At 57.5% G+C, this 26,828-nt stretch carries 28 protein-coding genes and 2 pseudogenes; 11 read left to right on the plus strand and 19 right to left on the minus strand.

Features of this window, described 5'->3' with window-relative positions:
* Positions 1-3 precede the first annotated feature (3 nt).
* Complete coding sequence (locus ACQUWM_RS10915; RefSeq protein ID WP_406986808.1) at positions 4-666, plus strand: fumarylacetoacetate hydrolase family protein; 663 nt, start codon at positions 4-6, stop codon at positions 664-666.
* A 48-nt stretch (positions 667-714) separates the two neighbouring features.
* Complete coding sequence (locus ACQUWM_RS10920; RefSeq protein WP_428922172.1) at positions 715-2,022, plus strand: ABC1 kinase family protein; 1,308 nt, start codon at positions 715-717, stop codon at positions 2,020-2,022.
* Here the strand turns inward: ACQUWM_RS10920 and ACQUWM_RS10925 are convergent.
* Together ACQUWM_RS10925 and ACQUWM_RS10930 are read right to left on the minus strand one after the other, a co-directional pair.
* Positions 2,019-2,969, minus strand: coding sequence for a pyridoxamine 5'-phosphate oxidase family protein (locus ACQUWM_RS10925; protein ID WP_428922173.1), 951 nt, complete (start codon positions 2,967-2,969; stop codon positions 2,019-2,021). The genes ACQUWM_RS10920 and ACQUWM_RS10925 overlap by 4 nt on opposite strands.
* Before the next feature lie 15 nt (positions 2,970-2,984).
* A complete protein-coding gene (locus ACQUWM_RS10930) occupies positions 2,985-3,422 on the minus strand; it encodes a VOC family protein (RefSeq protein ID WP_428922174.1) in 438 nt (145 codons plus the stop codon).
* A gap of 148 nt (positions 3,423-3,570) precedes the next feature.
* Here ACQUWM_RS10930 and ACQUWM_RS10935 point away from each other — a divergent pair, with 148 nt between their 5' ends.
* Positions 3,571-4,146, plus strand: a complete 576-nt coding sequence (locus ACQUWM_RS10935) for a TetR/AcrR family transcriptional regulator (protein ID WP_428922175.1) — start codon at positions 3,571-3,573, stop codon at positions 4,144-4,146.
* Here ACQUWM_RS10935 and ACQUWM_RS10940 read toward each other — a convergent pair.
* The 3 genes from ACQUWM_RS10940 to ACQUWM_RS10950 are packed head-to-tail and all read right to left on the minus strand — an operon-like array spanning position 4,129 to position 5,990.
* A complete protein-coding gene (locus tag ACQUWM_RS10940; protein WP_428922176.1) occupies positions 4,129-4,590 on the minus strand; it encodes a hypothetical protein in 462 nt (153 codons plus the stop codon). The two genes, ACQUWM_RS10935 and ACQUWM_RS10940, sit on opposite strands and share 18 nt — an antisense overlap.
* 20 nt (positions 4,591-4,610) lie before the next feature.
* Positions 4,611-4,994, minus strand: coding sequence for a DUF6152 family protein (locus ACQUWM_RS10945; RefSeq protein ID WP_428922177.1), 384 nt, complete (start codon positions 4,992-4,994; stop codon positions 4,611-4,613).
* Positions 4,995-5,048: 54 nt separating this feature from the next.
* Positions 5,049-5,990: an AraC family transcriptional regulator gene (locus tag ACQUWM_RS10950; RefSeq protein WP_428922178.1), complete on the minus strand. Its 942-nt coding sequence runs from the start codon at positions 5,988-5,990 to the stop codon at positions 5,049-5,051.
* Between the two features lie 259 nt (positions 5,991-6,249).
* On the opposite strand from ACQUWM_RS10950, the gene ACQUWM_RS10955 reads away from it, so the two are divergent.
* Positions 6,250-6,702 (plus strand): YHS domain-containing (seleno)protein, encoded by a 453-nt coding sequence (locus ACQUWM_RS10955; protein WP_428922179.1) that lies wholly within the window; start codon positions 6,250-6,252, stop codon positions 6,700-6,702.
* Positions 6,703-6,768: 66 nt separating this feature from the next.
* Here the strand turns inward: ACQUWM_RS10955 and ACQUWM_RS10960 are convergent, their stop codons facing one another.
* Complete coding sequence (locus ACQUWM_RS10960; protein WP_428922180.1) at positions 6,769-7,449, minus strand: SIR2 family NAD-dependent protein deacylase; 681 nt, start codon at positions 7,447-7,449, stop codon at positions 6,769-6,771.
* Complete coding sequence (locus ACQUWM_RS10965; protein ID WP_428922181.1) at positions 7,449-8,852, minus strand: FAD-binding oxidoreductase; 1,404 nt, start codon at positions 8,850-8,852, stop codon at positions 7,449-7,451. Before ACQUWM_RS10965 ends, ACQUWM_RS10960 begins: the two co-directional genes overlap by 1 nt.
* 189 nt (positions 8,853-9,041) lie before the next feature.
* Here ACQUWM_RS10965 and serA point away from each other — a divergent pair, with 189 nt between their 5' ends.
* Entirely contained in the window at positions 9,042-10,271 is a 1,230-nt protein-coding gene (gene serA / locus ACQUWM_RS10970) for a phosphoglycerate dehydrogenase (protein WP_428922182.1), read from the plus strand.
* 80 nt (positions 10,272-10,351) lie between these two features.
* Here the strand turns inward: serA and ACQUWM_RS10975 are convergent, their stop codons facing one another.
* Positions 10,352-11,653 (minus strand): S8 family peptidase, encoded by a 1,302-nt coding sequence (locus ACQUWM_RS10975; RefSeq protein WP_428922183.1) that lies wholly within the window; start codon positions 11,651-11,653, stop codon positions 10,352-10,354.
* A 223-nt stretch (positions 11,654-11,876) separates the two neighbouring features.
* Between ACQUWM_RS10975 and ACQUWM_RS10980 the strand changes: the two genes are divergently transcribed.
* The gene (locus ACQUWM_RS10980; protein ID WP_406999260.1) at positions 11,877-12,161 is read left to right on the plus strand and encodes a hypothetical protein; all 285 of its coding nucleotides are present in this window, start codon (positions 11,877-11,879) and stop codon (positions 12,159-12,161) included.
* A 59-nt stretch (positions 12,162-12,220) separates the two neighbouring features.
* On the opposite strand, the gene ACQUWM_RS10985 is transcribed toward ACQUWM_RS10980, so the two are convergent.
* Complete coding sequence (locus ACQUWM_RS10985) at positions 12,221-12,877, minus strand: OmpA family protein (protein WP_428922184.1); 657 nt, start codon at positions 12,875-12,877, stop codon at positions 12,221-12,223.
* Between the two features lie 24 nt (positions 12,878-12,901).
* Entirely contained in the window at positions 12,902-13,921 is a 1,020-nt protein-coding gene (locus ACQUWM_RS10990; RefSeq protein ID WP_428922185.1) for an alpha/beta hydrolase, read from the minus strand.
* A 136-nt stretch (positions 13,922-14,057) separates the two neighbouring features.
* On the opposite strand from ACQUWM_RS10990, the gene ACQUWM_RS10995 reads away from it, so the two are divergent.
* Positions 14,058-14,951 (plus strand): alpha/beta hydrolase, encoded by an 894-nt coding sequence (locus ACQUWM_RS10995; protein ID WP_428922186.1) that lies wholly within the window; start codon positions 14,058-14,060, stop codon positions 14,949-14,951.
* Here the strand turns inward: ACQUWM_RS10995 and ACQUWM_RS11000 are convergent.
* The 4 genes from ACQUWM_RS11000 to ACQUWM_RS11015 are packed head-to-tail and all read right to left on the minus strand — an operon-like array spanning position 14,929 to position 18,953.
* The gene (locus ACQUWM_RS11000) at positions 14,929-15,204 is read right to left on the minus strand and encodes a GIY-YIG nuclease family protein (RefSeq protein WP_406999267.1); all 276 of its coding nucleotides are present in this window, start codon (positions 15,202-15,204) and stop codon (positions 14,929-14,931) included. The two genes, ACQUWM_RS10995 and ACQUWM_RS11000, sit on opposite strands and share 23 nt — an antisense overlap.
* Positions 15,201-16,106, minus strand: a complete 906-nt coding sequence (locus ACQUWM_RS11005) for a DMT family transporter (RefSeq protein WP_428922187.1) — start codon at positions 16,104-16,106, stop codon at positions 15,201-15,203. Before ACQUWM_RS11005 ends, ACQUWM_RS11000 begins: the two co-directional genes overlap by 4 nt.
* Positions 16,103-17,485, minus strand: a complete 1,383-nt coding sequence (locus ACQUWM_RS11010; RefSeq protein WP_428922188.1) for a sigma-54-dependent transcriptional regulator — start codon at positions 17,483-17,485, stop codon at positions 16,103-16,105. Before ACQUWM_RS11010 ends, ACQUWM_RS11005 begins: the two co-directional genes overlap by 4 nt.
* On the minus strand, positions 17,478-18,953 hold the full coding sequence (locus ACQUWM_RS11015) for an ATP-binding protein (protein ID WP_428922189.1): 1,476 nt from the start codon (positions 18,951-18,953) through the stop codon (positions 17,478-17,480). Before ACQUWM_RS11015 ends, ACQUWM_RS11010 begins: the two co-directional genes overlap by 8 nt.
* A gap of 250 nt (positions 18,954-19,203) precedes the next feature.
* On the opposite strand from ACQUWM_RS11015, the gene ACQUWM_RS11020 reads away from it, so the two are divergent.
* Positions 19,204-19,602 carry a DUF4168 domain-containing protein gene (locus tag ACQUWM_RS11020; RefSeq protein ID WP_406999275.1) on the plus strand — a complete coding sequence of 133 codons (399 nt, stop codon included), beginning with the start codon at positions 19,204-19,206 and terminating at the stop codon, positions 19,600-19,602.
* Positions 19,603-19,752: 150 nt separating this feature from the next.
* Positions 19,753-20,856 (plus strand): TRAP transporter substrate-binding protein DctP, encoded by a 1,104-nt coding sequence (gene dctP, locus ACQUWM_RS11025; RefSeq protein ID WP_428922190.1) that lies wholly within the window; start codon positions 19,753-19,755, stop codon positions 20,854-20,856.
* Positions 20,857-20,880: 24 nt separating this feature from the next.
* On the opposite strand, the gene ACQUWM_RS11030 is transcribed toward dctP, so the two are convergent.
* Complete coding sequence (locus ACQUWM_RS11030; protein WP_428922191.1) at positions 20,881-21,720, minus strand: 23S rRNA (adenine(2030)-N(6))-methyltransferase RlmJ; 840 nt, start codon at positions 21,718-21,720, stop codon at positions 20,881-20,883.
* A gap of 134 nt (positions 21,721-21,854) precedes the next feature.
* On the opposite strand from ACQUWM_RS11030, the gene ACQUWM_RS11035 reads away from it, so the two are divergent.
* Both ACQUWM_RS11035 and ACQUWM_RS11040 read left to right on the plus strand, forming a co-directional pair.
* Entirely contained in the window at positions 21,855-23,168 is a 1,314-nt protein-coding gene (locus tag ACQUWM_RS11035) for an MFS transporter (protein ID WP_428922192.1), read from the plus strand.
* A 163-nt stretch (positions 23,169-23,331) separates the two neighbouring features.
* Positions 23,332-23,625 carry a DUF6316 family protein gene (locus ACQUWM_RS11040; protein ID WP_428922193.1) on the plus strand — a complete coding sequence of 98 codons (294 nt, stop codon included), beginning with the start codon at positions 23,332-23,334 and terminating at the stop codon, positions 23,623-23,625.
* 747 nt (positions 23,626-24,372) lie between these two features.
* Here the strand turns inward: ACQUWM_RS11040 and ACQUWM_RS11045 are convergent.
* The 4 genes and pseudogenes from ACQUWM_RS11045 to ACQUWM_RS11060 all read right to left on the minus strand — a co-directional run.
* A pseudogene (locus ACQUWM_RS11045) lies at positions 24,373-24,601 on the minus strand (thrombospondin type 3 repeat-containing protein); the annotation flags it as partial.
* Between the two features lie 21 nt (positions 24,602-24,622).
* A pseudogene (locus ACQUWM_RS11050) lies at positions 24,623-24,904 on the minus strand (thrombospondin type 3 repeat-containing protein); the annotation flags it as partial.
* Between the two features lie 20 nt (positions 24,905-24,924).
* Positions 24,925-25,875 carry an OmpA family protein gene (locus tag ACQUWM_RS11055; protein ID WP_406999284.1) on the minus strand — a complete coding sequence of 317 codons (951 nt, stop codon included), beginning with the start codon at positions 25,873-25,875 and terminating at the stop codon, positions 24,925-24,927.
* A gap of 528 nt (positions 25,876-26,403) precedes the next feature.
* Positions 26,404-26,763, minus strand: a complete 360-nt coding sequence (locus ACQUWM_RS11060) for a DUF4870 family protein (protein ID WP_428922194.1) — start codon at positions 26,761-26,763, stop codon at positions 26,404-26,406.
* Between the last annotated feature and the right edge of the window lie 65 nt (positions 26,764-26,828).

A 26,828-nucleotide genomic window follows, 5' to 3' on the forward strand; every position in this document is an offset into this window, starting at 1 on the left:
GCCATGCCCGACTATCAACACCACTGGAAGGACGGCACCCCCGTTCACCTGCCCCTTGGCAAGATTGTCTGCATTGGCCGCAATTACACGGAACACGCCCGGGAACTGAACAACCCGGTACCCGACGAGCCGCTGCTGTTTATCAAGCCCTCCACGGCTGCAGTCCACATGACTCGACCGCTAGACTTTCCCCGGGACCGGGGGGAAGTTCATTTCGAGACGGAACTGGCGGTCCTTATTGGCCGCCCCCTCACCAACGCCTCCCCCAGCGAGGCAGAAGCCGCGATTCTGGGCTTCGGGCTGGCGCTGGATCTGACCCTGCGGGATGTCCAGACTGTGCTGAAAGAGAAGCGCCACCCGTGGGAGCGGGCCAAGGCCTTTGACGGCGCCTGCCCCCTGTCGCCCTTCATTGCAGCGGATAAACTCAGAAAAGACCACCTGACGTTTACCCTCGACATTGACGGACAGCGCCAGCAGACTGGCAACACCCGTGATATGCTCAACCCGGTCATCCCCCTGATTGCCCATATGAGCAGCCAGTTCACGCTGATGCCGGGAGACGTGGTGCTGACAGGAACGCCGAGTGGCGTGGGGGCACTCGCATCCGGACAGATCCTGTCCCTTGAACTGGAAGACGCCCTGTTTGTCGAAACCCGGGTGATTTAGCGTAAGATTGGTACCAAACGTTTCCGCCGCTCAGGACGTACTCAGTACATGGCTAAAAAACCGGTGACCTCCCGTAGTGGACGATTCTTCAGACTCGCAGGCATGACCGCATCCGTCGCCGGGCAATACGCCGGGCAACGGGCCCGCCGCCTGTTTCGTACAGAAAACGACGAAGGCGCCCAAAGCGAAAGCTACACCCGCATGGCCGACCAGATTGCCGATACGCTGGGGGAGCTGAAAGGCGCGGTAATGAAGGTGGGGCAGATTGCGTCCCAGACCCAGGATTTCCTGCCCAAGGAATTCTCCGACGCCCTGGAACGTCTGCAGAAAGAAGCGCCGCCGATGCCGTTCGATGTGATCGTCGCACAGGTGGAAACCGAGCTCGGCAAACCGGTTCCGGAGCTGTTTGAATACCTGCAGGAAACGCCCTACGCTGCGGCGTCCATCGGCCAGGTCCACCGGGCGCGTTTGCACGATGGCACCGATGTGATTGTTAAAGTCCAGTACCCCGGCGTGGACGAATCCTGCGACAGCGACCTGAAGCAGTTGCGCCTGGCCCTGAAACTCGGTGGCCTGCTGAAGATGCCGAAAGAACACGTGGACCAGCTGTTCGGTGAAATCCGTGTCCGCCTGAAGGAAGAACTGGATTACGAGAACGAAGCCCGCAACCTTGAGGAATTCCGGAAGTTTCACGCCAAGGATGACTGGATCATCATTCCCCGGGTTTTTGACAGCCACTCCTCAAGACGAGTGCTGACCATGGAGCTGGTGGAGGGCGATCACATCAACGCCGTCACCCCCGCGAAGTACAGCCAGGACACCATCAACCTGATCGGCCACCGTATCTTCACCATGATGGCTGACCAGCTGTTCCGCTTTCAGTGTATCCACGGTGACCCCCACGCGGGCAATTTTGCCTACCGACCCGACGGCTCCATCATCCTGTATGACTTTGGCTGTGTGAAGAAACTGAAGCCGGAGATTGTCGAGGCCTACCGCAAGGCGCTGGTGTCCGCACTGGACGAAGATTACGCCGCCCTGGACCTCCACCTGATCGCCCTGGGCGCACGGGTGGACTCACAACCGGCAGTGGACGAAGCCTACTACGCCATGTGGCGGGACATTCTCATCGTGCCCTTCAATCAGAGCGAGCCCTACGACTTTGCGGAATCCGACATCCACAAGCAGGTAGCCGCCAAAACCACCACGGTGTTCAAGTACCTGGACTATTTCAAACCGCCGGTAGAGAGCATCTTCATCGACCGGATGATCGCCGGGCATTACTGGATGCTGAAACGGCTGGGGGTGCAGGCGGCGTTCCGCGACGAACTGGAGAAGTATCTGGGCCGGGGTTAGAAACGGGAAGTGCATGCCGGCTCATCAGACTCATTCATTCTCCAGATGTAGGGCGACGCATTGTAGATAATGCAGCCCCGAACAAGGGTCAGCCGCAGCATCCTGTCCCCCTCTCCCCAGATCTGCGTTTCATCACCCCTCCAGACGACTTCCGCCCTTGCCGTCAGATGCACCGCATGGCCTCGCTGGAAATCCAGGAACAGCAGGCCGGCACGAGGGTCAACCGCCAGGTTGCCAATGGTGTTAAAGAAGTTATTGCCCACATAGTCCGGTACCAATAAGCGATGCTGGTCATCGAGTCCGATAAATCCGGGCTCGCCACCCCGATGGGAAACATCGACACCGCGATTGGCCCCCGGTTCTCCGTCATTGAAGGCGCTGGCGATAAAAAAGGTATCAGCCGCACGAATCAACTGGACCACAGGCCCGATCAGGGTTGTGAACGACTCCCGAACAAAATCACCGTAGCCTTCGTTCGGGACAGGGTAGCGACGCCGGATGTACTTTGCACAGTTACCAAAACTCTGCTCGACCGAGAGTGCAATGCGTCCCCCTTCGCGCTGGGCAATGGTTCCATTGGCCCGGTTACGACGCCGTGTTTCAAGCTGGATGCCCAACAACCCGACACTGGAGCCAAGGTACAGACTGGAGGCCAACGGATCATGGGAAGGCAACTGGGCATCAATTGTTAATAGCCGCTCGGCGGGAGACTGGATAAAGCCTGGTTTGCCGAACAGAGCCGTTGCCCAAAGTTCACCGGCCATATCCTGCGCACCAAGAATCACCATCGGCAACTGCGTGAAAAATTCCCGGTGCTGGTCCGGCATATAGTCACGAATCACCCGCGCACCGATCGTCGCCATCTTCTCCCGCACCCCCGCGCGGGACTGCACTGCGAGCTCTCCCTGGTGCCAGACACCATGCGCCGCCGTATCGTCTGCCATCATCCCGCACCTCCGCAATCACGCTGCAATAAATTCGACCCTGAGGCCACCCGGGATCAAGCACATCATGTGTCTGGCGCACGACTGCCCCAGGGGCTGGGGCTCAAATTCGATGCCTACCCCATGGACTCCTGACAACCGGTGAAACAACACTTCCAGAGTATCTACATTGGCAACATGCAAGGCGAAATGATGCAGTCCGATGTTAGAGTGGCGATCGAAGGGGATCGCTAAATCCGGCTCTCTTGCCTGCCACAGGGTGAGCATAATATGACCGTCACTGACGAATATAGCCGGATAGTCCGGCACCTCACCCACCACACTGAAATTCAGTTGTTCCCGAAAGAAGGCCGCAACTTCGTTGATGTCCTTCACCGTCAACCCCAGGTGGTGGATACCCTGAGTGGCCGGGGCCGATGTTTGTACTTTCCTTTCACTGTCAAATACTTGGTTCATGATAGAGGGTCCTGTGGGTGACCGGCATACACCGCAGGTGAACAGACCTGTTCACCTGTGATTTGAGCTTAATTGAACAGATCTGTTCATGTCAAGCACTACCCGGTGATATAATTTCACCACTGAATTTCCTGACAAGGTCTGCCCTGTGCCCCAACCCCGTAAGCAACTTCTGATCGACACCGCCTACCGCCTGTTCAACGAGCACGGCTACCATGCCACCGGGATCGACTGGGTATTGGCCGAATCCGGTGTCTCGAAAGCAACCCTGTATAAGTATTTCCGCAGCAAGGAGGAGTTAATTCTTGCCGTGCTGCAGCAACGTCACGAACAACAAATCGCGCTGATCCAGCGCACCCTGGAACAGGCCAGTGAAAAAGGGGAACCGCCTGCCCTGGCGATCTTCGATGCGCTGGATAACTGGTTCCGGTCGGAGGGGTTCTTTGGCTGTAATTTCATCAACGCCAGTGCGGAATACGCCCAGGAAGGTGACGCCATTTACCAGTTTGCAGCGGGGCACAAAGCCCAGGTCCAACAGTTAATCGAGAACAGCCTCAGCACCGGGGGAGAAGACAAAACGCACCTGGCTGCGCAGCTATCGTTGCTGGTCGACGGCGCGATTGTCTATGCGCACACGCGGGGAGATAAGAATGCCGCCAACCTGGCGAAGAAAATGGCGGCACGTTTACTGGCCGGTAAGCAGACCTCAGAAATACCCCAGTAGCCGCCCGAGGCAAAGCGCCGTTCCCCAGGCCACCAGTGAAATAGCCGCCGGCAGTCTCGCGACGTCGGTTTTCCACGGCCCACCACCCCGTGTCCACCAAGCCAACCAAAGTGCGTTGGTGAAGCCCAGCAGTACCACCAGCATCTTGGCCTGGAACCAGGGGGAGGCCACGTATTCCGTGGCGCGGGTGGAAAACAGCAGGGTCCCGCAAACCACCGCAACCACCAGCCCCGTCGCGGACGTTGTCCGCAACACCCTCCAAAGCGGAGCCAGGGGCAGATTGCGCCACAGGCCCAGCAGCCGCAGATCCAGTGGCACGATGCCACCAACCAATAGCGCGACCCCCAGGATATGGCCGGCGTTGACCAGCGGATACACCCACACCGAGTTACGCAGCGCCGTGGCCAGCCCGGAGGCTTCCAGGGCAGTCAGCCAGGATTCCATGGGCCAGTCTCAGCGAGCCGTCAGGAATCACGCCCGGGGTAGAGGTCGTAGTCCTCGCCATCGACCACCACGCGCTCTGCCTTCATCAGGCGCTCCCCCTCCCGGGCGGAACGGTGTCCATGAACGGTGATATCACGGCCCTCGCTGAGCTGTTCATCCGTCAACCCCGCTCGCATATTGCGCCAGGGCTGCCCGACTTCGATCACCCATTCCTCGCCATCCACATCAATGGTCACCTCGCCGTGGGGATTGCCCAGACTTACCCCGGTAATGGTACCGGTGATTTCAAATTCCTCATCCGTGGCCCAGCCCCAGCCGTGATGGGCCAGGGACGCAGTGGACCACGCCAGCAGGGCGCCAATGAGCAGCGCCAGGTATCCGGATTGGTTGCCTATAGTCATCATTATTTCCTCCTGGACAAGTGCCGGACTTTTCCATGGGATACAGACAACAGTAGGCTATGACCGCTGCCGAGAGGAAATGTTCAATCGACGATACTCCCCCGGCCGCACGCCAAACTGCCGCTTGAACGCCAGGCTGAACGCCGCCTCGGACTTATACCCGATACTTTCGGCAATGGCGGGCAGCGAATCATAGCCCTCGGTGAGCATGCGACTGGCCTTCTGCAGACGCACGAACATGATGTATTGCAGTGGAGTCATGTTCGCCAGTTCCGTAAACCGGTTGGAGAACGCCGAGCGGGACATGTTGGCCACCTGGCCCAACGACTCCACGGTCCAGTCCGTCTCCGGAGTCCGGTGAATCTCTGACAGCACGGTACTGATGCGCGGATCGGTAAAGGCGGACAGGAAAGGAATGTGCCCCTTGGTCGATGCCAGGGTGGTGCGGATCACCTGGATAAAAATGATCTCTGACAGCCGGTCAATAATCGCATTGGCCCCGGCCTGCATACTGGCGGCTTCATGGGCAATGAAACCGATGACGCTGTCCAGCCACCTGGCGTTGTAACTCTGATCGCCGGTGACCCGCAACAGGGTTGGAAGATTATCAAGCAAAGGATGGTTCTCTCGGTCGTCGAAGGCAAACTCACCACAGACCAGACAGCAACCGGCACCGCCCCCGCCGAAGACCAGAGGGCCACTACCCGGATAGGCAATTTCCTGGAAGACATCATCCAGATCCGTTGCTGGGGTATCCGGAGAGTCCGCGAGGATATGACTGGCACCGTGGGGGATGATGACCAGGTCACCGTTGGACATGAAGATGTCGTCGTCCATGTCTTCAACCCGCAGCCAACATTGGCCACGTATCGCGATGTGGAAACGCGCCACCCTGCCCTGGGATGGCACCTTGATACCCCAGGGCGCCGTTAGCTCGGTACGGAAGTAGAGGCTGCTCTTCATACGCAGCGTATTGAGGATATCGGTAAGCGCGTCCATAACAACCAAAGCACCATTCAGTATGAAAACAGGGCCATTCAGCATGGTTCGTATCGCCGATACTGAAATCATACACCACCAAGCACTGGAAACTTATTAGTACTTAAAAAAATACGATTTAGTATTTAAATCGGCTTTTTAAGCATTAACAGTTTTACATCTCTAGCCAATACTGAACCACGAGATCGACATCCCAGTCGTCTCGACCGGTGATCTTCACCAAGCTGTATAACCAACAAGCAAATGGAGATTTAACGTTATGAACATCAAACGCACATTCTTCGCCCTGATCACACTGTTGTGTGTGTCCTTTGGCGCCAACGCCGGGAATTACCCGCACAGTACTCCCGCGGTCCAGGGCTACGACGTGGTGTCATACCAAACCGAAAAGCGCCCCGTTCGCGGTAACGGCAACTACGTGGCGGAGTACGACGGTGCGATCTACCAGTTCTCCAGTGAAGAGAATCAGAAGCTGTTCGAGAAAAGCCCCGAAAAATATGCGCCAGCCTACAACGGCTACTGCGCATATGGTGTATCGGTAGGCAAGAAGTTCACTGGCGATCCGGAAGTCTGGCGGGTTGTTGACGGCAAGCTGTATCTGAACCTGGACCACAGCATCCAGGACCTGTGGATGGAAGACGTTCCGGGTCATATCAAGACCGCCAACACCAAGTGGACGAAAATCAAGGACAAGTCACCGGCTTCGCTCTGATCGCCAAGTCAGTTGGAGGCAGTACGGGGGGCATGCCCCCCGGTTTTACAGAATCACACAGATCCGCTAGAAGGAAAGGCCTTTCACCCACTCCAGCACACCGTCACTCGCCCCCTTGCAAATAACCCGGGCCCGCGACACCGAAGCCGGCTCACCGGGGTCAATCACCGTAATGGGCACGTCGACGTCGACTTCATAGACCAGGCCGGCGGCGGGATAGACTTGCAGGGAGGTGCCAACAATCAACAGGTGATCGGCGGTACGAACTACCTCTGCCGCCTTCTCCAGCATCGGTACTTCCTCACCAAACCAGACGATATGGGGTCTGAGCTGGGCGCCCTCGTCGCAGGTATCACCGGGGCTGATATCCCGGTAGCCGATGTCATATACCAGCTCCGGAAAGCGGGAGCTGCGGGCCTTGGTTAATTCACCGTGCAGGTGGATCACGCTGGAGGAGCCACCGCGTTCGTGAAGATCGTCCACATTCTGCGTGACCACCGTGACGCGGTAGCGCTCTTCAAGCTCCGCTAACAGCCGGTGCGCTTCATTAGGCTCGGCTGACTGAAGCTGGCGACGGCGCTCATTGTAGAACCTCAACACCAGTTCCTGGTTGCGCTCAAAGGCTTCGGGGGTGGCCACATCGTAGACACTGTGCTGTTCCCACAGCCCGCCGTTGTCACGGAAGGTGGAGAGTCCGCTTTCGGCGCTGATGCCAGCGCCTGTCAGTACGACGATGTGATCTTGCATCAGTCGAAAATCTTGCCCGGGTTGATGATGCCGTTGGGATCGAAAACCTGTTTGATACCCCTCAGGTAGGCGATCTCCGCTTCACTGCGGGTGTAATGCAGATAGGGCTTCTTGGTCATGCCCACGCCGTGTTCGGCGGAGACACTGCCCTGGTACCGTTCGACAATCTCGAACACCCACTTGTTGACCTGCTGGCACTTCTCAAAGAAGTCCTCTTTCGCCATGTCTTCCGGCTTGAGGATGTTCAGGTGCAGGTTGCCATCGCCGATGTGGCCGAACCAGATGATTTCGAAGTCCGGGTAATGCTCGTTCACCACGGCGTCGATTTCCTGCAGGAAGCCCGGCACCCTGGAAACCACCACGGAAATGTCGTTCTTGTAGGGCGTGCGCGGCGCGATGGATTCGGAGATCCGCTCCCGCAACTGCCAAAGATTGTTGGCCTGGGTTTCGCTCTGGCTGATCACGCCGTCCAGTACCCAGCCGCTCTCCACGCACTGCTCGAACAGGGTCATGGCGTCATCCATCACCTGATCGGACACCGCTTCGAACTCCAGCAACGCGTAATACGGAGCCTCGGTTTCGAACGGTGCCTGCACCTGGCCGTGGGCCAGCACGTGCCCCATGGCTTCATGGGAGAAGAACTCGTAGGCGGTCAGGTCGATCTGCTTCTGGAACGTCTGCAGCACGTCCATGGTGTTGGTCAGGTCATTGAGACCCAGCACCAGCACGGTCAGGTTGTCCGGTTTGCGGGACAGCTTCATGGTGGCTTCAGTGATAAAGCCCAGCGTGCCCTCGGCACCGATAAACAGGTGACGCAGGTCGTAACCGGTGTTGTTCTTTTCCAGGTCCTTGTTCAGGTCCAGGATATCGCCCTTGCCGGTCACAACCTTGAGGCCGGCTACCCAGTCACGGCTCATGCCGTAGCGGATCACCTTGATGCCGCCGGCATTGGTGGACAGGTTGCCGCCCAGCTGGCTGGAGCCGGCAGAGGCGAAGTCCACCGGGTAATACAGGCCATTGTCTTCCGCGAATGTCTGCAACTGCTCGGTCACCACACCCGCCTGACAACGCACGGTGCGGTCACTGGCACTGAAATCCAGGATCTGGTTCATGTTATCGAACGCCACCACCACTTCACCGTTGGCGGCAACCGCGCCCGCGCTCAGGCCGGTACGGCCACCGGACGGCACCAGTGCCACCTGGTTGTCATTGGCGAAGGTCACCAGTGCCTGCACCTGCTCCGTTGTTTTTGGCAGCACAATGGCCAGCGGCTTCGGCGGGTAGATTTTGGTCCAGTCCTTGCCGTAGTTTTCCAGGTCTGCCGGATCGGTCAGCACTTTACCGGGGGCATCCCCTGCGGCAATCAGCTCTCTCAGCGAAGCGATAATCTGTTCGGAATTCATGAAGCTATCAGTCTCGTAAGGGTTGGACGGCGGGCCTGCATTCAGCGAATCACGGGGCAATTGATTCAGGCAATCCGACGCGCTGTGAAAATCTGCGTTTATGGTATCATACCGCCCCTGTTCTGTGAGCCAGCCCGACGATCCTGGCTCCAGGTCATTTCACGTGACGAAAGGTTCGGAAGCAAGCCCATGTCAAATACGTCTCTCGAAAAGAGCAAAATCCGGATCCTGCTGCTGGAAGGCGTGCATCAATCTGCTATTGATACCCTGAATGCCGCAGGCTACACCAACATCGAGTACCTGACTCACTCGCTGGCCGAGGAAGACCTGATTGAGAAGATTGCCGACGCGCACTTCGTCGGGATTCGCTCGCGCACCCAGCTGACCGAGAAAGTATTTGATGCCGCCCAGAAATTGGTGGCAGTGGGTTGTTTCTGTATCGGCACAAACCAGGTAGACCTGCAGGCGGCTACCCGCCGGGGTATCGCCGTATTCAACGCGCCCTTCTCCAACACCCGCAGTGTGGCCGAGCTGGTGCTGGCCCAGGCTATCCTGCTGCTGCGTGGCGTGCCCGAGAAAAGCGCCAAGGCTCATCGTGGTGAATGGCTGAAATCCGCCAAGAACAGCTACGAGATTCGTGGCAAGAAGCTGGGCATCATCGGCTATGGCAACATCGGCACCCAGTTCAGTGTGCTGGCCGAAGGCCTGGGCATGGACGTGTACTTCTACGATGTGGTCTCCAAGCTGTCGATCGGTAACGCCACTCAGGTAGGTACGCTGCAAGAGCTGCTGAACATCTCTGATGTGGTCAGCCTGCACGTGCCGGAAACCCAATCGACCAGGTACATGTTCAAAGCTGAGCAGTTCGCCCAGATGAAGCCGGGCTCGATCCTGATGAATGCCTCACGGGGTACCGTGGTGGATATTGACGCTCTGGCCGATGCCCTCGGAAGCGGCAAACTCCTTGGCGCCGCCATTGACGTTTTCCCGGTTGAGCCCAAATCCAACGACGAGGAATTTGTCTCTCCGCTGCGGGAATTCGATAACGTGATCCTGACGCCGCACGTTGGTGGCTCCACCATCGAGGCCCAGGAAAACATCGGTCGCGAAGTGGCGGAAAAACTGGCCATGTACAGCGACAACGGCACGTCTGTGTCTTCCGTGAACTTCCCGGAAGTGGCCCTGCCCTCACACCCGAACCAGCACCGTCTGCTGCACATTCACGAGAACGTGCCGGGCGTGATGTCCGAAATCAACCAGGTGTTTTCGGAGAACGGCATCAACGTCTGCGGCCAGTATCTGCAAACCAAGGAAGACATTGGCTACGTAGTGATCGATGTCGACAAGGAGTACGGTGAGCTGGCGCTGGAGAAGCTGATCCACGTCAAAGGCACCATTCGCTGCCGCGTTCTGTTCTGATCAGATCGGCAGAAAGCCTAAAAAAACGGGAGCCCCAGGGCTCCCGTTTTTTGTTCCGCCAGCATAAAGCTCAATAGCAATTATTGAGGTACGCGCAGCAGCAAGTTGGGCGAACCCGCCTTGATACCACTCAGCACATTTGTCGTCGTCATCTCCAGAATGGCGGCCCCCACCTGATCCGGGCTCAAGCCACCCTGATCACCCAGAACCAGCGCCGCCACACCGGCGACATGGGGCGAAGCCATTGATGTGCCGCTGATGGTGTTGGTCTCGGTATCGGTCTGGTACCAAGCCGCCGTGATGTCGGATCCGGGGGCAAACAGATCTACGCACTCACCGTGGTTGGAGAAGGACGAACGCTGATCCTCCCGGGTGGTGCTGCCCACCGTAAGGGCGGCCTCCACACGGTTGGGGGAACCGGAGCAGGCATCGGCATCGCTGTTACCGGCGGCAACAACAAAGGTCACACCTTTGGCGATGGCGCCTTTCACCGCAAAGTCCAGAGCGTCTGAATCGCCACCTCCGAGAGACATATTGGCAATCGCAGGCGCCTGATGGTTTTCAGCGACCCAGTCCACACCTGCAATCACATCGGCATTCGAACCGGCGCCGGAGCAATCCAGCACCCGTACCGCCGCAACTGAGGCGGCCTTGGCGACCCCATATTGAGACCCCGCTGCGGTGCTGGCCACATGGGTGCCATGGCCGTTACAGTCGGTGGTATCAGCTGGATCGGTTTCTCCGCCAAGATTCAACAGGGGGCCAAGCAACGGCAAACCTCCCACGCCCAGGAGGCCAGCGTCATTGACCGCGAAATTACGCCCCTCAATCACACGCCCGGTAAATTCCACATGGCTGTCCCGCAGGCCGGTATCGATAATATACACATTGGCGCCCGCCCCGGCAGACGCGGGGTAACGGTAGAGTTCATCCAGCGGCAGTACCTGCTGATCAATCCTGTCCAGCCCCCAGGTTGCGCCTTGCTGAACGTCGGTGTTGGCGGCAACAATACGATCCGGCTCCACGGCCAGCACTCCCGGCAGGGATGACAGCAGGCCGGCCTGCCCATCGGTCAGCGTTACCGCGGCCCCGGTCATGGCGGTGCTATACAGATGAAGGATCTCTCCGCCTCCTACAGCCAGCAACAGGGACTCGACCCCCGCCTGCAGATCCGCCAACCCGAGAATGTCGGGCAATTCCGGATTGAGGGTTACGATGTAGCGACCTGGCAATACGTCTCCGGGCTGCAATGCCTGTTGCCCGGTTTCATCGCTGGATTCGCCAGTGAACCCGAGGCCGCCCAGCAGGCTCCCGTGGATTGCGGGTGCGGTAGCGGCCAGGGCTACACCAAGACAGGCGGCAGGCAATATTCGGCTGGTCATAGGGTTCGTTCCTTCACTTATCATTATTTACGTTTTTGAGCGTGACAATCTGTCACAACCCACACCCTGACCAACATGGCATCGAGGGCCAAAACGTGACGAAGTTAACGTTATTTAACCGGCTATTTTTTGATTAACACTTGAGAAACGGCCAATAACGTCCATGGTTAATAGGGAAAGCGTTTGTTCAAGCCGCACGCACAACCATAGACAGGAGTAAACCATGTCACTGAAGGATTCTCTGCTGACCAAGCTGGAAACCCAGACAGAGCGTTGGAGCAAACAGATCGACAGTCTCAGGGCAGACGCCGAACACAAGATGGCAAAAGCCAAAGACGACCAGGCAGAGGCTGAGATTCAGAAGGAGTTCTCCGAGAAGGTACAGCAACTGGAAGACCGCATTGAGGATGCCCGCAAGAAACTGGGGGAGGTACGGGATTCCGGCGAAGACCGGCTTCAGGATCTCAAAGACCGCATTGATGAATGGCTACCCAGCAATACCAACTAACCACAAAAAAGCCCCGGAGCAATGAAGCGCCGGGGCTTTTTTTATAACCGCACCAAACCTTACTGCATCGGTACCAGCGTCAGCTCGACCCGACGGTTCTGCTCCCGCCCGGAAGCGGTGTCATTGGACGCAACGGGATAACGCGGGCCATAGCCCACTGCCCGGGTACGCTTGGGTTCAATACCCTGATTGAGCAGAAAGTCCCGCACGGAGCCGGCACGGCGCTCACTCAACAGCTGGTTGTAGTTCTGTGCACCAGTGCTGTCAGTATGGCCGTCGATCTGGATGATGGTTTTGTCGAACTCCTTCAGAACCAGGCCTACGGATTCCAGGGTGTTGCTGAAGGAGGGCTTGATCGTGGACTGGTCGGTATCGAAAGTAATGTTGCCTGGCATAACCAGCTCAATCTCATCACCATTACGTACGACCCGAACACCGGACCCTTCCAGTTTGCGGCGAAGCTCGGCTTCCTGCTTGTCCATGTAGTAACCGATACCGCCACCCACTGCAGCACCGCCAGCGGCGCCAATCAACGCCCCCTTGCCACGGTCACTGCTGCTTGACGTTGCAGCGCCCACAGCGGCGCCACCAATGGCGCCAATAATGCTACCCTTGGTTGCACTGGAGGTTTTTTCTTCCCCGGTATACGGGTCATAGGTCATACAGCCACCCAAACCAACGGTGGCAACGGCAAAAGCGAGAACAGTTTTCTTCACAGCTTACTCCTGGCTTTATTATCCCTAGCAGGCCTCAGACAGAGTACCCGCACGGTCGTTTGAGAAGGTATCAATAATAGTATTGAATACCGTCGATTGCAGATCCTGAGCTTCGTTCACCAAATGATGACGACCATCCGGGATACGAAGTTCCTCCACTGGGGAAAATTTATTACGGATAATCCGCAAATTATGCTGCCAATCGACGGTCAGGTCTTTTTCACCCTGAACCACCGTAACCGGAAAATTCACCGGCCTGGCAGACTCAATGTGGGGCACCCAGCTCCTAAGAGCCGATACCCAGTCCACATGAACCGCCCGAGCCTGCAGCGGATCGTGCTCTTTCAGGAATTGCAGGAATCGCGTATTACCGCTGTTCTCCGCAAACACCCGCCGCCAACGGGTCAGGAACGGCTTCGCCAGACTGTGCAGCACCTTTGCACCGAGCCACCCCACGGGCCTGATCAGCGGCGCCAGCAACACAACCTGACGAAAATCCGACGTTTGCTGGCTGTGCCGGCCGGACAACAGGTAGTCGATCAGAATGGCTCCGCCGGTGCTTTGCCCGACCGCATACCACGACTCCCTCACTTTACCTTTAACATCGGCAATCACCTCCGACAGCACGGCCTGGTATTCCAGGAAACTGCCGATCGCCGCCGGGGTCCCGCTGGACAAACCGTGCCCGGGCTGATCATAGGTCAGGACATCGAACCCTGCCCCCAGGCAGCGGTCGATCAGCTGGCTATACAACCCGACATGGTCAAAGTACCCATGAAGGATAAACACCGTCCCTTTGGACCGACCACTGTCCGGTAGCCGGAAATAATGCACCATAACCTGGTGCTTGCCGGCGCTCACATAACCTTGATGGTAGCTGACCTCCGGATGCTCTACCCAGAGATCCAGGCCATAAAAGCGGCAATAGGCCACCATCTCATCCCCCAGCTCCCGGGGGGCAGACGGGTCAAACGGCTCAAGCCTGTCCAGCAGTGAGCCGCGATTCCAGTCAGGAATTTCTATGGTATCTGTTTTCCAGTACACGTAGAGTTACACGCTTGTCATTTGAAATGAGTGAAGATGGCCCAGGTGACCCTTGTTCGTTTCAGCTTCCGTCACTAGGTTAGCACACCACCGTAACATCACGGACAGAACCTGTTTCTTTTCCACGGAGTCAGCCATGCTGCAGAACCTGCTTGAATCCGGCCTGAGGCAAACCATGCAACGCATGATTCGCCCCCTGCTACACCCGGCAGTGCCGATCCCTCTCCAGCGCAAGGTTATTGCCCAGGCTTATCGCAGTTCCATACCGCCCAGAGGGTGTAAGTTCGACTCCATCACCGTTAACGGCATCCGGGCGGTCAGAACCCGGCATGGCGCCACCAAAGAGGGGGTTATCCTGTATCTCCATGGCGGCGGCTATATCATCGGCTCCCCTGACACTCACCGGGGCATCACCGGCCACCTGGCCAAGGCCAGCGGCCAAACCATCGTTGCCCCGGATTACCGGCTGGCGCCGGAGCATCCGTTCCCGGCCGCCCTGGATGATGCCGAGGCAGTGTATGACGGTTTGTTAAAGGAAGGCCATGCCCCTGCGTCCATCGCCATAGCCGGCGACTCTGCCGGAGGCGGCCTGACCATCGCCCTCGCCATGCGGCTCCGCGACAACGGCCGCCCGCTACCAGCGTCACTGACGGTTTTCTCGCCCTGGGTCGACCTGACACACCAGCAGTTGTATTCACCGGAGCGCGAGCCGGTCCTGCAACCGCGCTGGATTGAGAAGGCTGCCACCGCCTATTGTGGTCAGCAACCAAGAACCACCCCCCTGATTTCTCCCATACACGGTGACCTTGATGGCTTGCCGCCGTTGCTGATTCAGGTCGGAAGCGAGGAAATTCTGCTGAACGATGCCCGGCAGTTATCAGAACTGGCGAGCAGACAGGGCGTCGAAACCACGCTGGAAATCTATAACAGCCTCTGGCATGTGTTTCAGGTCCACGCCGGTCAACTGGAACGTGCAACCAGCGCTTTGACGACTGCGGCGGCGCACATCAATCGCTACCGGGCAGGCTGATCTCGCCCCGCACCAGCGCCTCCTTGCGGGTACGGGGCCACTGCTTGAGATGCCACTCCAGCCGGGAGGCGACACTGCGATCCTCCGCCTCGGCGGTAAACACCAGCTCAAGCGGTCCCTTTCCCCGAAGGCTCCTCGCGCCTTTCGGCGCCCCGGCCTGATGCTCGGCGAAACGCCGCCCGACATCCGTGGTTATACCGGTATAAAGCGCTCCCCTGGCGGTCCTCACCATATAAATGTACCAACGGCTCATCCGCTCTCCACCTGTGACATACGCTTTCTGACCTTGCGTTGCTGAACCCAGAGCCCGGCCACAATCAGTACCAGTCCGACATAGGTGGAAGGCAGGATCACTTCGCCCAGGATCAGGGAGATGAACACCAGGGACAGGAAGGGTGAAATAAAGATCAGGTTGCTGACCCGCGATGTGTTCTCCGCCTTCTTCATGGCGTAGGACCACAACACAAAGGCAATTCCCATCTCGAACACCCCGACGTACACCGCTGCCACAACCGCCGTTCCCGGCACGATGTCGTAGCCGTCGGTGAAGCCGCAGATCACCGCGATCACCGGCAGCCCGCACAGGAAGTTGAGAAACAGCCCCACCACCGGGTCACGGGTATCACGGGTGGCAATAATCCAGTACGACGCCCAGATCACAGTACTGGCAATGGCCAGCCCGACGCCGAGTGGATCTGAGAAAGTCAGTGACAACACATCGCCGCGGGTGGCGATGACCACCACCCCGGCATAACAGATGAGGCCGGCAATAATATCCTGCCGGCGCAGTCGCTGGCCCAGAAAAGGCACCGACATGTAGGCCAGCACCAGGGCCCAGGTGTAGTTCAGCGGCTGGGCTTCCTGGGCGGGTAAACGGTCAAAGGCACCGAACAAGACAAAATAATAAAGGCACGGGTTGATCAGCCCCATGCCCATGGATTGCAGGTATTGCTTACGGCTCAGTGAAAACACCAGATGCCAGCGCTTCTGCACCAACAGGATAATGGCCATCACCACCACCGATGCGGAGCAGGCAATCACCAGCATCTGTACCGGAGACAACTCACGCAGGGACAACTTGAACGCGGTCGCCACAGTGGACCAGAGCAGGACCGTCGCCAAGCCGTACAACATTGCCTGTTTCTGACTGGTCATTCTTTTTCCCCTGTGCCGGCATCCAGCCAGCGATAAAGAGTCCTTCGATTCACCCCCAGGATCTGGGCGGCCCGGCGCTTGTTACCGCCCACGGCACGGATGACGTCGCTGACGTAATTCTGCTGGAGGGTTTCAAGGGTCGGCCAATCTGCCAGATTATCCCGATTGAGTCGAGCAGGCGTGGCAGGAGATTCAGCCTGGCGCTTGCGTATCCTGGCAGGCAGGTGTTCCGGCTGGATCACATCACCGTCGCAAAAGGTCACCGCACGCTCAATGGCGCTGCCTAGCTCTCTTACGTTACCGGGGAACGGGTAGTCCATCAGGGTGCGGGACGTCACCTCGCTGAGGCGCATGAACCCGCGTTCATGACGCAGCGCCGCTTCCCGGAGAAAATGCATGGCCAGGATGTCGACGTCATCCCCTCGGTCCCGCAGTGGCGGAACCACCAACGCCAGGGTCTCCAGCCGGTAATACAGATCCTCACGGAAAGAGCCTTCCTCGACCGCTTTCAGAAGGTCCACATGGGTCGCGGCAATAATGCGTACATCCACCGTTTCTTCCTGATCGGCACCCACCGGCTTGATGGTCCCTTCCTGCAACACCCGTAATAGCTTTGCCTGCAATGCCAGAGGCATTTCCCCGATTTCGTCCAGCAACAGGGTGCCCCCGTCTGCTTCCGCAAACAGTCCTTTGCGGGCCTGCCTTGCCCCGGTAAAGGCACCCGCTTCGTGACCAAAGAATTCGCTTTCCATCAGCTCATGAGGGATACCGGCGCAGTTGACCGGCAGAAATGGCTTTGCCTGGCGTTCACTTTCCTGGTGAATGGCACGGGCGACCAGTTCCTTGCCGGTGCCACTCTCGCCATTGATCAGCACCGCGGCATGACTGCGGGCGACCTGTCGGATTTCCGTGCGCAGCCTTCTCATGGCCGCACTCTCGCCGACCAGGCCCAGGGAGGCATCGTCGCTGCTCCTGGATTTGTACCGGGCCAGCTCACTGGTGATTTCGGCCTGGGCCAGCAGACGGCGGATTTTCAGTCGCAGGTGGTCGGTCGACAGCGGCTTGGTCAGGAAATCATCAGCACCCGCCTTGAGCGCATCCACCGCCTGATCCACCGTGCCAAAGGCAGTGATGATGATAAAGGGCACCGAATGACCTGCAGCCTGAAGCTCTCTGAGAATCGATAACCCATCCTCATCAGGCAGACGCAGGTCGGAAACAATCAGATCGGGCTCGGTTTTCAGGGCTTTCTGCTGCCCCTCACGGGCAGTGGCTGCCACTTCAACCCGATAGCCATCCAGTTCCAGTTCTTCCGCCAGCAACAAACGGAGGCTGGCATCATCCTCAACCAGCAGGATGGCAGGCTGTCTGTCATTCATATGCAGGTACCCCCGGCCAGAACAGACTCATACGACAGCCACCCAGGGGACTTTCGCCAACCTCGGCGTAACCCCCATGCTCCTTGAGGACGCTGCCCACCACTGCGAGCCCCAGGCCTGTACCCTCTCCCGCCGGACGGGTGCTGTAGAAGGGTTCGAAAACACGCTCCCGGACCTCCGGGGCAATCCCCTCGCCGTCATCATCAACGCGGACTTCCCATAAACCGTCGCCCTGCAACAGAGACACTTCAACACGACTGCTGCTGGCCTGGCAGGCGTTGCGGACGACATTGACACAGGCAAGCTCGAGGCGGGTCGGTTCAGCCTTGATCCCGGCCAGCTGATTCAGTCCATGGGTCACGACCGTTTTTGCAGAGCATTTGGGATCATCAGAAATGCGATCCGTCACTTCACGCAGAACCGCCGCCAGATCCGTATCTCGTCGTGAATCCGGGACATGACGAAAACAATCCAGTAACTGCTGGATAATCAGCGTCATACGTTCCACCTGGTGTTCAATGTCGTCCAGGTGTCGACCCTGCCCTTCCGGCAAGCCGGTACGGCGCAGTATATTTGCCCGGCCCTGGATCACATTCAGGGGCGCCCCCAGCTCGTGTGCCACGCCGCCGGCAACACGACCGATCATGGCCACCTTTTCCTGGTACTCCAGTTGTTCCGCCAGCTCCCGCTCCCGGACAACCCGTTCACTGATCTCAGCTTCCGCAGCAGCCATCCGCTCGCCCATATCCTGAAGCCCCTCATGAATCTGCCTGAGTTCACGGGGACCGCCCGGCAGCGCATCCACTCGCCAATGACCCGGCGCCATGGAATACATGATCTCCAGCAGCCGGCTGACATGACGCCCCACCGCGCCGTAATGCCCGAGCACCACCACAAGAATGACGATAAGCGACAGCGACGACCAGATGGCTATCGCCCACAAACGACTGGATGCGACCAGCTCATGAAAATCACTGCGCTTGCGGGTAATCTGCAACAACCCCTGGATACGACCGTCCCCGGCCACCAGCGGTGTAAACTGGGAAAACACCGACTCACCATCCACCCGGCGAAACGCGCCGCCCAGTTCACCACTTGAGATGACCTGCTCGGCACTTTCACTGCTGGCAACGTCACTGTCTGCCACACCGAGACTGGCGATCTGTTTGCCCTCCTCGTCAAACACCGAGGCGCCGTACACCCGACCAATCCGGAAGATGGACTCCAGGGACTCTCCCATCACGATCTCATCCCCCTCCGACATCGCCCGGGAAAGGGGGCCACTCACCGCCCGGGCCACAAGTTCGAGGTCTTCCCTCAACCGATCATTCAGGTTGCGCTCGACTGCACTCAACCCCAGGTATATCGCCAGCCCGCTGAATACCATCAGCGGTACCACCAGGCTCAATACCAGGGTCAGGCGCAGGGAACGAAACATTCTTCCTGCATTCAGGACAGGCCGTTGCATCAGGGGCACTCCGACAAAATGTCACACCTTTTTGCCACATGTGGCATTTAGCCACAACCGTTATTACATGAAGTTAACCCCCGATACATCGTAGTCCTTTGTTTTTTAATGACTTTATTGTCAACGCAAAACCTGGCACACACCTTGATTGCATAGTGGGTACGAACACAAACGTACCGAAACAGACTTGTTTCGAACCAATGGCTGCCTCCAATGAGTGGCGCCCAAATGCAGAGAAAGGAGTAACGCTATGAACAAACTTCTCACTTCACTGACCGTATCCATGGCCCTGCTTGCAGCCGGTCCCGCCCTGGCCCAGCAAAGCCAGCAGCAGAACCCGGCCCAGACCGGCCAGGAAGGCTACAGCGATCCGGCGGCTGCGGGCACCCAGAACACCAACTACAATGATGCCGAACTGAAGAAGTTCGTCGAAGCTCAAGGCGGCATCAACGATATCCGTGACGAGTACATGGAGAAAATCGAAAACGCAGATTCCCAGGAAAAGGCCCAGGAGCTGCAGATGGAAGCCAACGATGAAATGGTATCCGTCATCGAAGACTCTGGTCTGGATATCCCGACCTACAACGCGATTGCGACCGCGTATAACAGCGAGCCGAAGGTACGCAACCGCGTTGACGCCCTGATGTAATCGCTCCCCCTGCGATCAACGTCAGCGCAAAGCCCCGCCCAGCGGGGCTTTTTTTTTGCTCCGGCATCAGGGCCAACCACCCCGACTGTTATCTTGTGGTACCTTGTGACAGGAAGTTTCGGACCAGAAAACGTCATTGGAGACATAGACATGCCATCATTTTGCCCCCGGCTTAGCCTGTTGCTCGCAACAGCCCTGACCGTTCTAATGGGCTGCTCCGACCCCCAACAGGACAACAAGCAAGAGGCGACAGGGGCTGATAATGGCGTTCCCGAGTATCCTGTAACCTGGCGGTTTGCGCTGGAGGAAATTGAAGGCAGTGTTCAGCACCTCTACGCCAATGAACTCAAGCAACGGATCGAAAGTATTTCCGACGGCAACATCGAGCTGGACATATTCCCCTATGGTTCCCTGGGCACTTCAGCACAGTTGACGGAACTGACCCAGGACGGCTCGGTTCACCTTGCCTTCGCGTCCCCCGGCCACCTGGCCGATACCATCCCGGAAGTGGGCGTGTTCACCCTGCATTATGTGCTGTCCGACGACAGCGAGGTCAATCGCAGGCTTCTGGCCAGCGACCAGCTCCTGACACTGTTCAGCGAACCCTATGCCGAACGCAACATGAAATTGCTGGGATTTGTACCGGAAGGCTGGATGGTATGGACCGCCAACAAGCCCCTGCGCAGCCCGGAAGATTTTGGCGGGTTCAAGATACGCACCATGACGTCCAGGATCTCCGCGGAAACCTACAGGGCCTACGGCGCTGACCCTCACCCTACCCCTTACTCCCAGGTCTACAACGACCTTCAACTACAGCGTATTGACGGTCAGACCAATCCGGTATTCGCCATTGAAGAGATGGGCTTCTACGAGGTTCAAAGCACACTGACGTTTGCCCGCCCGGCCCAGTTCATTGCCTCGGTGGTTTCCAATCGGGAATGGTACGAAGCCCTGCCCGATGATCAGCAGCAATGGCTGGATGACGCTCTGGCCGACGTTGCCCCGCTGATTTACCGTAAACAGGCGGAACTGAACGAATCCAGACTGCAGCAGATTACCGAGGATCGTGACATCTCACTGGTAAGACTGAGCGAGGAAGAACGCGAGCGCTTCCGCAAAGCCAGCCTCGGAGTCAGGGACACCTACATCGAGAATGCGGGCGAACGTGGAGCAAAAATCCTCAACACCATGCTGGATCTGATTTCATCATGGGAGCAGGAGCTGGGCAGGTCAGACCCTGGCGACCGGGACTGATTCTTACAACAGAAAAGGCGCGGCTTATTCCGGCACCAGCCAGTCCATGGTGGCAGATACGTTCAGACACTCCTCACCCGAAACCTCGGCCAGCATCGCCGCGAGGCGCTCATCAAAGCCCCAGGGCGGATTCACCACCAGCATGCCTGACCCGGTCATCCCCCTGTCCGGGGGGCACTTCAAATGGATCTCGCTGCTGAGAACCCGGGTGACCGGCCCGTTCACAACCGCCTGTTTGAGCGTCTGCTCCAGCCCCGATGTCAGTATCGGATACCAGACAAGATAGACACCGTGGCGACATTTGCGCCAGGCCCGCGCGAGCGTATCCGCCACCGCGCCATAGTCCGATTTGACCTCATAGGAAGGATCGATCAGCACCAGCAGGCGTGGTAACGGCGGCGGCAACTGGCGTAACAGGCCACTCAGGCCGTCCTCACGAAACACCCGGACTTTGTCGCGCCCTGCCCAGTCCGCCAGGTGCCGGCCTTCGGTCGGGTGAAGTTCGAAGGTGGTCAACGAGTCCTGAGGGCGCCGGAAACGCCGGAACCATTCCGGTGAACCCGGGTATTGGTCCAGTGCTGATCCGCCCTGATTAATATCCGCCAGGACATTGACCAGCGGCTGCCAATCTTCCCCCAGGGAAGACGGACCCGCCGCCCACAATTTCCGGATACCCTGCTCCGCCTCTGCCGTTTTCTGTGAACGCTCGCTACGCAGATCATACAACGCACTGCCGGCGTGAGTGTCGAAACAGGCGATACCAGCCGGCTTGGCCTGCAACATCCGCAAGGCCAGCGCCTGGGCGCCGTGTTTCTGGACATCGGCAAAGTTGCCGGCATGGAAACCGTGGAGATAGCTGAGCATGAAACATCCTGTGGCGGTCTGACGTCGTATGATCGCATTAGGCCCTAAGATCAAAACGGGAGCAAGCCGGCTGGGGCCCTTGCACCAGCCCTGCTATCATTCCCAACGGGTTCCGGTTTCCAGAGGAGGCGCACTTGTCAGCGAAGTCCAGTCATGCAGCAGAACAACTCTACGCCCTGATCGCCAACGAGGAGGATGCCAGGGTCTGTAAGGACATTCCTGACGAAGCCTGCCGCGAAGTCCCCCGCAATTTCTTCCTGATACTGGCCAGCAATGTGCTGACCAAGCTCGGTGATTTGCTGATCAGCCCCAAAACCGTTCTCGCCTGGCTACTCAGTTCGATAGGCGCACCAGCCCTGGTCGCCTGGCTGGTGCCCATCCGGGAATCCGGCTCCATGGTGCCACAAATGGTCATAGCGGCCTGGGTACGGCGCAAACCCGTGAGAAAGTGGTTCTGGACGCTGGGCAGTTTTGGCCAGGCCATCAGTGTTGTGGCCATGGCCGCCAGTATCTGGTTTTTCGAAGGGTACGCCGCCGGTGGTGGCTTGATCGCGGCACTGGTGGCCTTTTCCCTGGCACGGGGTTTCTGCTCGGTCTCCATGAAGGATGTGCAGGGAAAATGCATTCCAAAAACCCGGCGCGGCCGCCTCTCGGGCCTTGCCACAACCATCGGCGGCTCAGCCACCGTCGTGCTGACGGCGCTGCTGTTCTGGGATCGTGGTGACCCGGGAATTGTCTTCTATACGCTTTTGCTTCTGCTCGCTGCCGGGCTCTGGGTCATTGCCGGACTACTGTTCGCGAACATCCAGGAGCACCAGGGGGAAACCGGCGGTGGCGGTAATGCCATGACGAAAGCGCTGAAGCGCCTGTCACTGCTGCGGGACGACGCCCCCTTCCGCCATTTTGTCATCACCCGTGCATTATTGCTGTGTTCCGCACTGGCCTCTCCCTATTTCGTGGTTCAGGCCCAAAAGGAAGCGGACAGCGATTGGCTGCTGGGCGTGTTCCTTCTGGCCAGCAGCCTGGCGAGTTCCGTAAGCGCCAGTTTCTGGGGCTGGATGGCGGATACCTCCAGCCGGCGGGTAATGATTCGCGGCGCAGCGATCGCCAGCGCAACCTGCCTGCTGGTTGGCGTTATTGCCTTGCTCGCCGGAGAGCGAGCCGGAAGCGTCTGGTTCTACCCGATTGCCTTTTTCATCCTGAGCATCGCCCATGCCGGCGTGCGCCTTGGCCGGAAAACCTATCTGGTTGACATGGCGGGAGGTAACAAACGAACGGACTACACCGCTGTCAGCAACACCGTCATTGGTGTACTGCTGCTTGTAACAGGTGGATTCACAGCACTCATATCCATGGTCTCAGACGTCGCGGTAATCCTGACACTGGGATTCATGGGGCTGGCGGGAGCCGTCAGCGCACTACGCCTGAAAGAAGTCACCGGCGATTGACCGACAACACTGTGATACGCGTCACAACAATCAATGCGTTCAAATGAACAATCCGTATCATTTAGCCAGCAGTGGTAGGTCTATACTCTGCGGGGAAGCAGAACAACATGGATGTGTTGTTTCGTGCAGTAGTTCTGAAGTAAATATCCATTGAGGATTGAACATGCGAGACCCGAAAATTCCTTCGAGCCACACCAATCGACTGGTTCGCACCGCATTCGGCTGGTACGCCCTCACGCGCGAGCAATCCGATCTGGGCCCATTCCCCAGTAAGCAGGAAGCCTCCGAGGCCCTGAGCCGCCATATTCACGTCTATAAGGGCGTAAACACCCGTAACGACCGCGACGGCAAGCCGCATTCCGGAATCTCACTCCATGATTCCGCAAACTGCCAGAAATCCAATTGCGCCCTGTGTGCCGAAGCGTACATTCTGCGCCAGGGCATGATTGCTTCGTGACAACGGATCACTGCCGAACGGCTGAGGGCGAGCAGGAGATGCTCGTTCCTCGTCATCGGCGGTACCGGGTCCTCACTGCCATTCTTGTCTTTGCTGCCGGTCTGACCGCTGTTCATTGGTTAAGTCCGTTATAAGATTGCAAGATAGAAAAAACCCGCAAATCCTGCGGGTTTTTTCTGGCACTTCCTATTCCTGCCTTATTAGCATGTCATAGTGCGTTCTCACTCGCGCAGATCGCAATAACCCCCAACTGGGTCACCACGTTAATACCGCCCACACCGACAGTGACCTCGTTGAAATCTTCCGTGGTATCAAACACAAGGAAGCCCGCGTCACCGTCATTCAACTGGCCGAGGAGATCCAGGTTCGCCAGGCTCAGGTTAGTGAAACTCTCCTGCTCTGTACCATTCAAGCCGGTAGTCACCGTGATGGAGCCAAGTAAATCCAGACTCAGAAGCTGATCAGGGTCAACTACCGCCACGCCCAATCTATTGGGCCCTTCATAGATCTCGCCATTATCAACAGCATCAAGATCAACGGTGCCCACAAGGTTCAGCGGCACGTTGATGGTCGCAGAGTTAAGGAAATTACTGTCGACAACATTATCGGGATTATCAACGCAACCATTCAGGCACAGGAGCGAGGTATCTCCGGTAGCGATCGCATCGGGCGACTGGAAAGGCTTGAACGGCGCACTTTCCGCGGTCCCACATGAGTACGCAGTATCCGGATCACTGTCCACAACGGGGTCACAGGCATCGCCGATCCCGTCACCATCCGTATCAGTCTGACTACTGTTGGACGTGTCCGGGCAGTTATCTTCACTATCGGGCACACCATCACCATCACGATCGCTTGTATCCTCACACGCGTCGCCTACGCCATCACCGTCGCTGTCCTCCTGACCAGGATTGAAGGTGTTGGGACAGTTATCATCAACATCCTTTATCCCGTCACCATCGGTGTCTGCATCAGCCGCAGTGCAGTTCGGATCGGGGTTGCGAGGACAGGCATCAAAAGAGTTGTCGACGCCATCACCATCAATATCCGCATCGCAGGCATCACCAATACCATCACCATCCATATCTTCCTGACCGGGGTTAGGTTCCAGAGGGCAGTTGTCATCAACATTCACAACACCGTCGCCATCTTCGTCCAACTGCTCGACATCACCACCAACAGCTCCATCCGATCCGCTACTGTCAGACCTACAACCCGCCAGAGCCAGCACTGCCGTTATCAGTAAAGCCAGGTACCAATTAAATCTTGTCATTTTCATGGTGTTACTCCTCTTACCGCTCAGCGGGAAAGCACATTGAATTCAACGCGACGATTCCGCTCTCGCCCTTCTTCGGTATCGTTACTGCGAACCGGTTGGGTTTCGCCATAACCGGTGGCAGTCATCTGGTCCGGGGAAACGCCCAGATCAATCAGATAATTGCGAACCGAATCCGCCCTCCTCTGGGAGAGTTCACGGTTGTATTCTTCCGCCCCCACGCTATCGGTGTGACCGGCCAGCTCCACTTCCAGATCAGGCTGACCTTTCAGGGCATCGGCGGTGCGGACCAGCAGATCCCGGGCATTGGCCGTCAGACGGTCGGAATTGAAATCAAAGGTGACGCCCAGAAGAACCACGGATTGCTCCCGGTCGGTCTTGACGCACCCCACCGAATCCACTTCCAGACCTTCCAGCGTATTCGGGCACTGGTCGACACCATCAACCACGCCATCGCCATCGGAATCGGCAAAGTCTTTCTCAACCACCACTTCACGCTCAACAACCGTTGTCTTCTCGACAATTTGTTTGCGAGTGGCGCCGATGGGGACTGTAAGGCCCAGACTGAACTGGATGTCGGACAGACCATCATCAAAGGAGTCATAGAAATAACGGGCGTCACCGCGGATACGGAGCCCGGATTGTGTCAAGGGAGAAGTCATGAGGCCCAGCCCGACATTGGCAAAGCCGCCGAACTCACTCGAAGAATTGTTGGCAACGTCATTTCGGGAAACACCGCCGCCAATCAGGCCGTAGGGCGTAAATTCCTTGTCGCCAAAGAAACGATAGCTGATATCAGCGCCCAGGCCCTGCTGGTAGTAATCCGTGAATCCGGACTCGCCGGTTTCAATGACACCCGCAAAGCCCTGAGGCTCCACCCACCAGTGTTTGTCCAACCGAATACCATAGATCACCCGAACGGCAGAACCGTACTCATCAGTGCGGTCGCTGTCCGGCTCAATATAGACACCCATGACCGAAAACTCACGGGTATGCTGGACACTATCTGTAGCCTTTGCGATTTCGGGCACCAGCGTCACAAGCAAGCTTGCGGCCAACAACGAAGGTATTTGTATCGGCTTCCTCATTCCAAACGCTCTCCCTTATTGTCATTACGGTAGCCACCATGTGAGTAAACCCACACGCTAACTGCCCAGAGTATAGGACAAATATTGGAGAGAATTGGCCTGGCTGCCGCTTACAAAAAGAAACAGATGCCATGACACTTTTGGGTGACAACGAAAGAACTAGAGGGAACTCAAAAGAATGATCAGGAATGAGAGAAGTATGATTCTACATACACAATTGAAAATAAAAGATTTTTTAATTTGCTATGGGAGAAGAAACAAGACGGGTGTTAACGTCGGGGAAACAGGCCGGCAAAAACCCGTCCATATATGGGGTTTGATCGCGACCGTTTTTTGGCAGAAAAAAATCTAAAAAGCACAAAAAAATTTTAATTGTTCAAGGGCATAGATCACATATTTGTTATATTTTGTAACTTACGGTGCCTTACCATCATTCAATGCCAGCGCCCCTTTTACGATCCGGTAAATAAACCAGATCGCGATGCCAAGCAAAAAAAACCAGCCAATGATCAGGGGAGCGGTCAGCGTACCGATTACCAACCACAACAGCCCGATCCAGAAGGTGCGGATCTGCCATCGAAAATGCGGCTCTATCCAGGTGCCTGTTACGTCATCCATCTTGACGTAATTGATGATCACTCCAACCAGCGGCGTTATACCGGCGAAAAAGAACAGGCCCTGGAGGATGTATACGACGACAGCCAGGTTCCGGGCGGGGTCGGATCGGCGGGCGTCGGGATCAGAATCAGCGGGAATGAATTCTGGCTCGGTCACAGGTTACTCCGGTCAATACAATGACTGGAGTCTACCATAAGGCGCCTGGCACGGAAGGAATCGCA

Origin of the sequence: Marinobacter sp. DUT-3 (assembly GCF_050379435.1) — a bacterium.
Classification (GTDB): Bacteria; Pseudomonadota; Gammaproteobacteria; order Pseudomonadales; family Oleiphilaceae; genus Marinobacter.

Bases quoted from the DNA above. Each gene is read 5' to 3' on its own strand.
- ACQUWM_RS10915 (WP_406986808.1), top strand. From the start codon at position 4: ATGCCCGACTATCAACACCACTGGAAGGACGGCACCCCCGTTCACCTG.
- ACQUWM_RS10920 (WP_428922172.1), top strand. From the start codon at position 715: ATGGCTAAAAAACCGGTGACCTCCCGTAGTGGACGATTCTTCAGACTC.
- ACQUWM_RS10925 (WP_428922173.1), bottom strand. From the start codon at position 2,969: ATGATGGCAGACGATACGGCGGCGCATGGTGTCTGGCACCAGGGAGAG.
- ACQUWM_RS10930 (WP_428922174.1), bottom strand. From the start codon at position 3,422: ATGAACCAAGTATTTGACAGTGAAAGGAAAGTACAAACATCGGCCCCG.
- ACQUWM_RS10940 (WP_428922176.1), bottom strand. From the start codon at position 4,590: ATGGAATCCTGGCTGACTGCCCTGGAAGCCTCCGGGCTGGCCACGGCG.
- ACQUWM_RS10945 (WP_428922177.1), bottom strand. From the start codon at position 4,994: ATGATGACTATAGGCAACCAATCCGGATACCTGGCGCTGCTCATTGGC.
- ACQUWM_RS10950 (WP_428922178.1), bottom strand. From the start codon at position 5,990: ATGGACGCGCTTACCGATATCCTCAATACGCTGCGTATGAAGAGCAGC.
- ACQUWM_RS10955 (WP_428922179.1), top strand. From the start codon at position 6,250: ATGAACATCAAACGCACATTCTTCGCCCTGATCACACTGTTGTGTGTG.
- ACQUWM_RS10960 (WP_428922180.1), bottom strand. From the start codon at position 7,449: ATGCAAGATCACATCGTCGTACTGACAGGCGCTGGCATCAGCGCCGAA.
- ACQUWM_RS10965 (WP_428922181.1), bottom strand. From the start codon at position 8,852: ATGAATTCCGAACAGATTATCGCTTCGCTGAGAGAGCTGATTGCCGCA.
- serA (WP_428922182.1), top strand. From the start codon at position 9,042: ATGTCAAATACGTCTCTCGAAAAGAGCAAAATCCGGATCCTGCTGCTG.
- ACQUWM_RS10975 (WP_428922183.1), bottom strand. From the start codon at position 11,653: ATGACCAGCCGAATATTGCCTGCCGCCTGTCTTGGTGTAGCCCTGGCC.
- ACQUWM_RS10980 (WP_406999260.1), top strand. From the start codon at position 11,877: ATGTCACTGAAGGATTCTCTGCTGACCAAGCTGGAAACCCAGACAGAG.
- ACQUWM_RS10995 (WP_428922186.1), top strand. From the start codon at position 14,058: ATGCTGCAGAACCTGCTTGAATCCGGCCTGAGGCAAACCATGCAACGC.
- ACQUWM_RS11000 (WP_406999267.1), bottom strand. From the start codon at position 15,204: ATGAGCCGTTGGTACATTTATATGGTGAGGACCGCCAGGGGAGCGCTT.
- ACQUWM_RS11005 (WP_428922187.1), bottom strand. From the start codon at position 16,106: ATGACCAGTCAGAAACAGGCAATGTTGTACGGCTTGGCGACGGTCCTG.
- ACQUWM_RS11010 (WP_428922188.1), bottom strand. From the start codon at position 17,485: ATGAATGACAGACAGCCTGCCATCCTGCTGGTTGAGGATGATGCCAGC.
- ACQUWM_RS11015 (WP_428922189.1), bottom strand. From the start codon at position 18,953: ATGCAACGGCCTGTCCTGAATGCAGGAAGAATGTTTCGTTCCCTGCGC.
- ACQUWM_RS11020 (WP_406999275.1), top strand. From the start codon at position 19,204: ATGAACAAACTTCTCACTTCACTGACCGTATCCATGGCCCTGCTTGCA.
- dctP (WP_428922190.1), top strand. From the start codon at position 19,753: ATGCCATCATTTTGCCCCCGGCTTAGCCTGTTGCTCGCAACAGCCCTG.
- ACQUWM_RS11030 (WP_428922191.1), bottom strand. From the start codon at position 21,720: ATGCTCAGCTATCTCCACGGTTTCCATGCCGGCAACTTTGCCGATGTC.
- ACQUWM_RS11040 (WP_428922193.1), top strand. From the start codon at position 23,332: ATGCGAGACCCGAAAATTCCTTCGAGCCACACCAATCGACTGGTTCGC.
- ACQUWM_RS11055 (WP_406999284.1), bottom strand. From the start codon at position 25,875: ATGGGTGTCTATATTGAGCCGGACAGCGACCGCACTGATGAGTACGGT.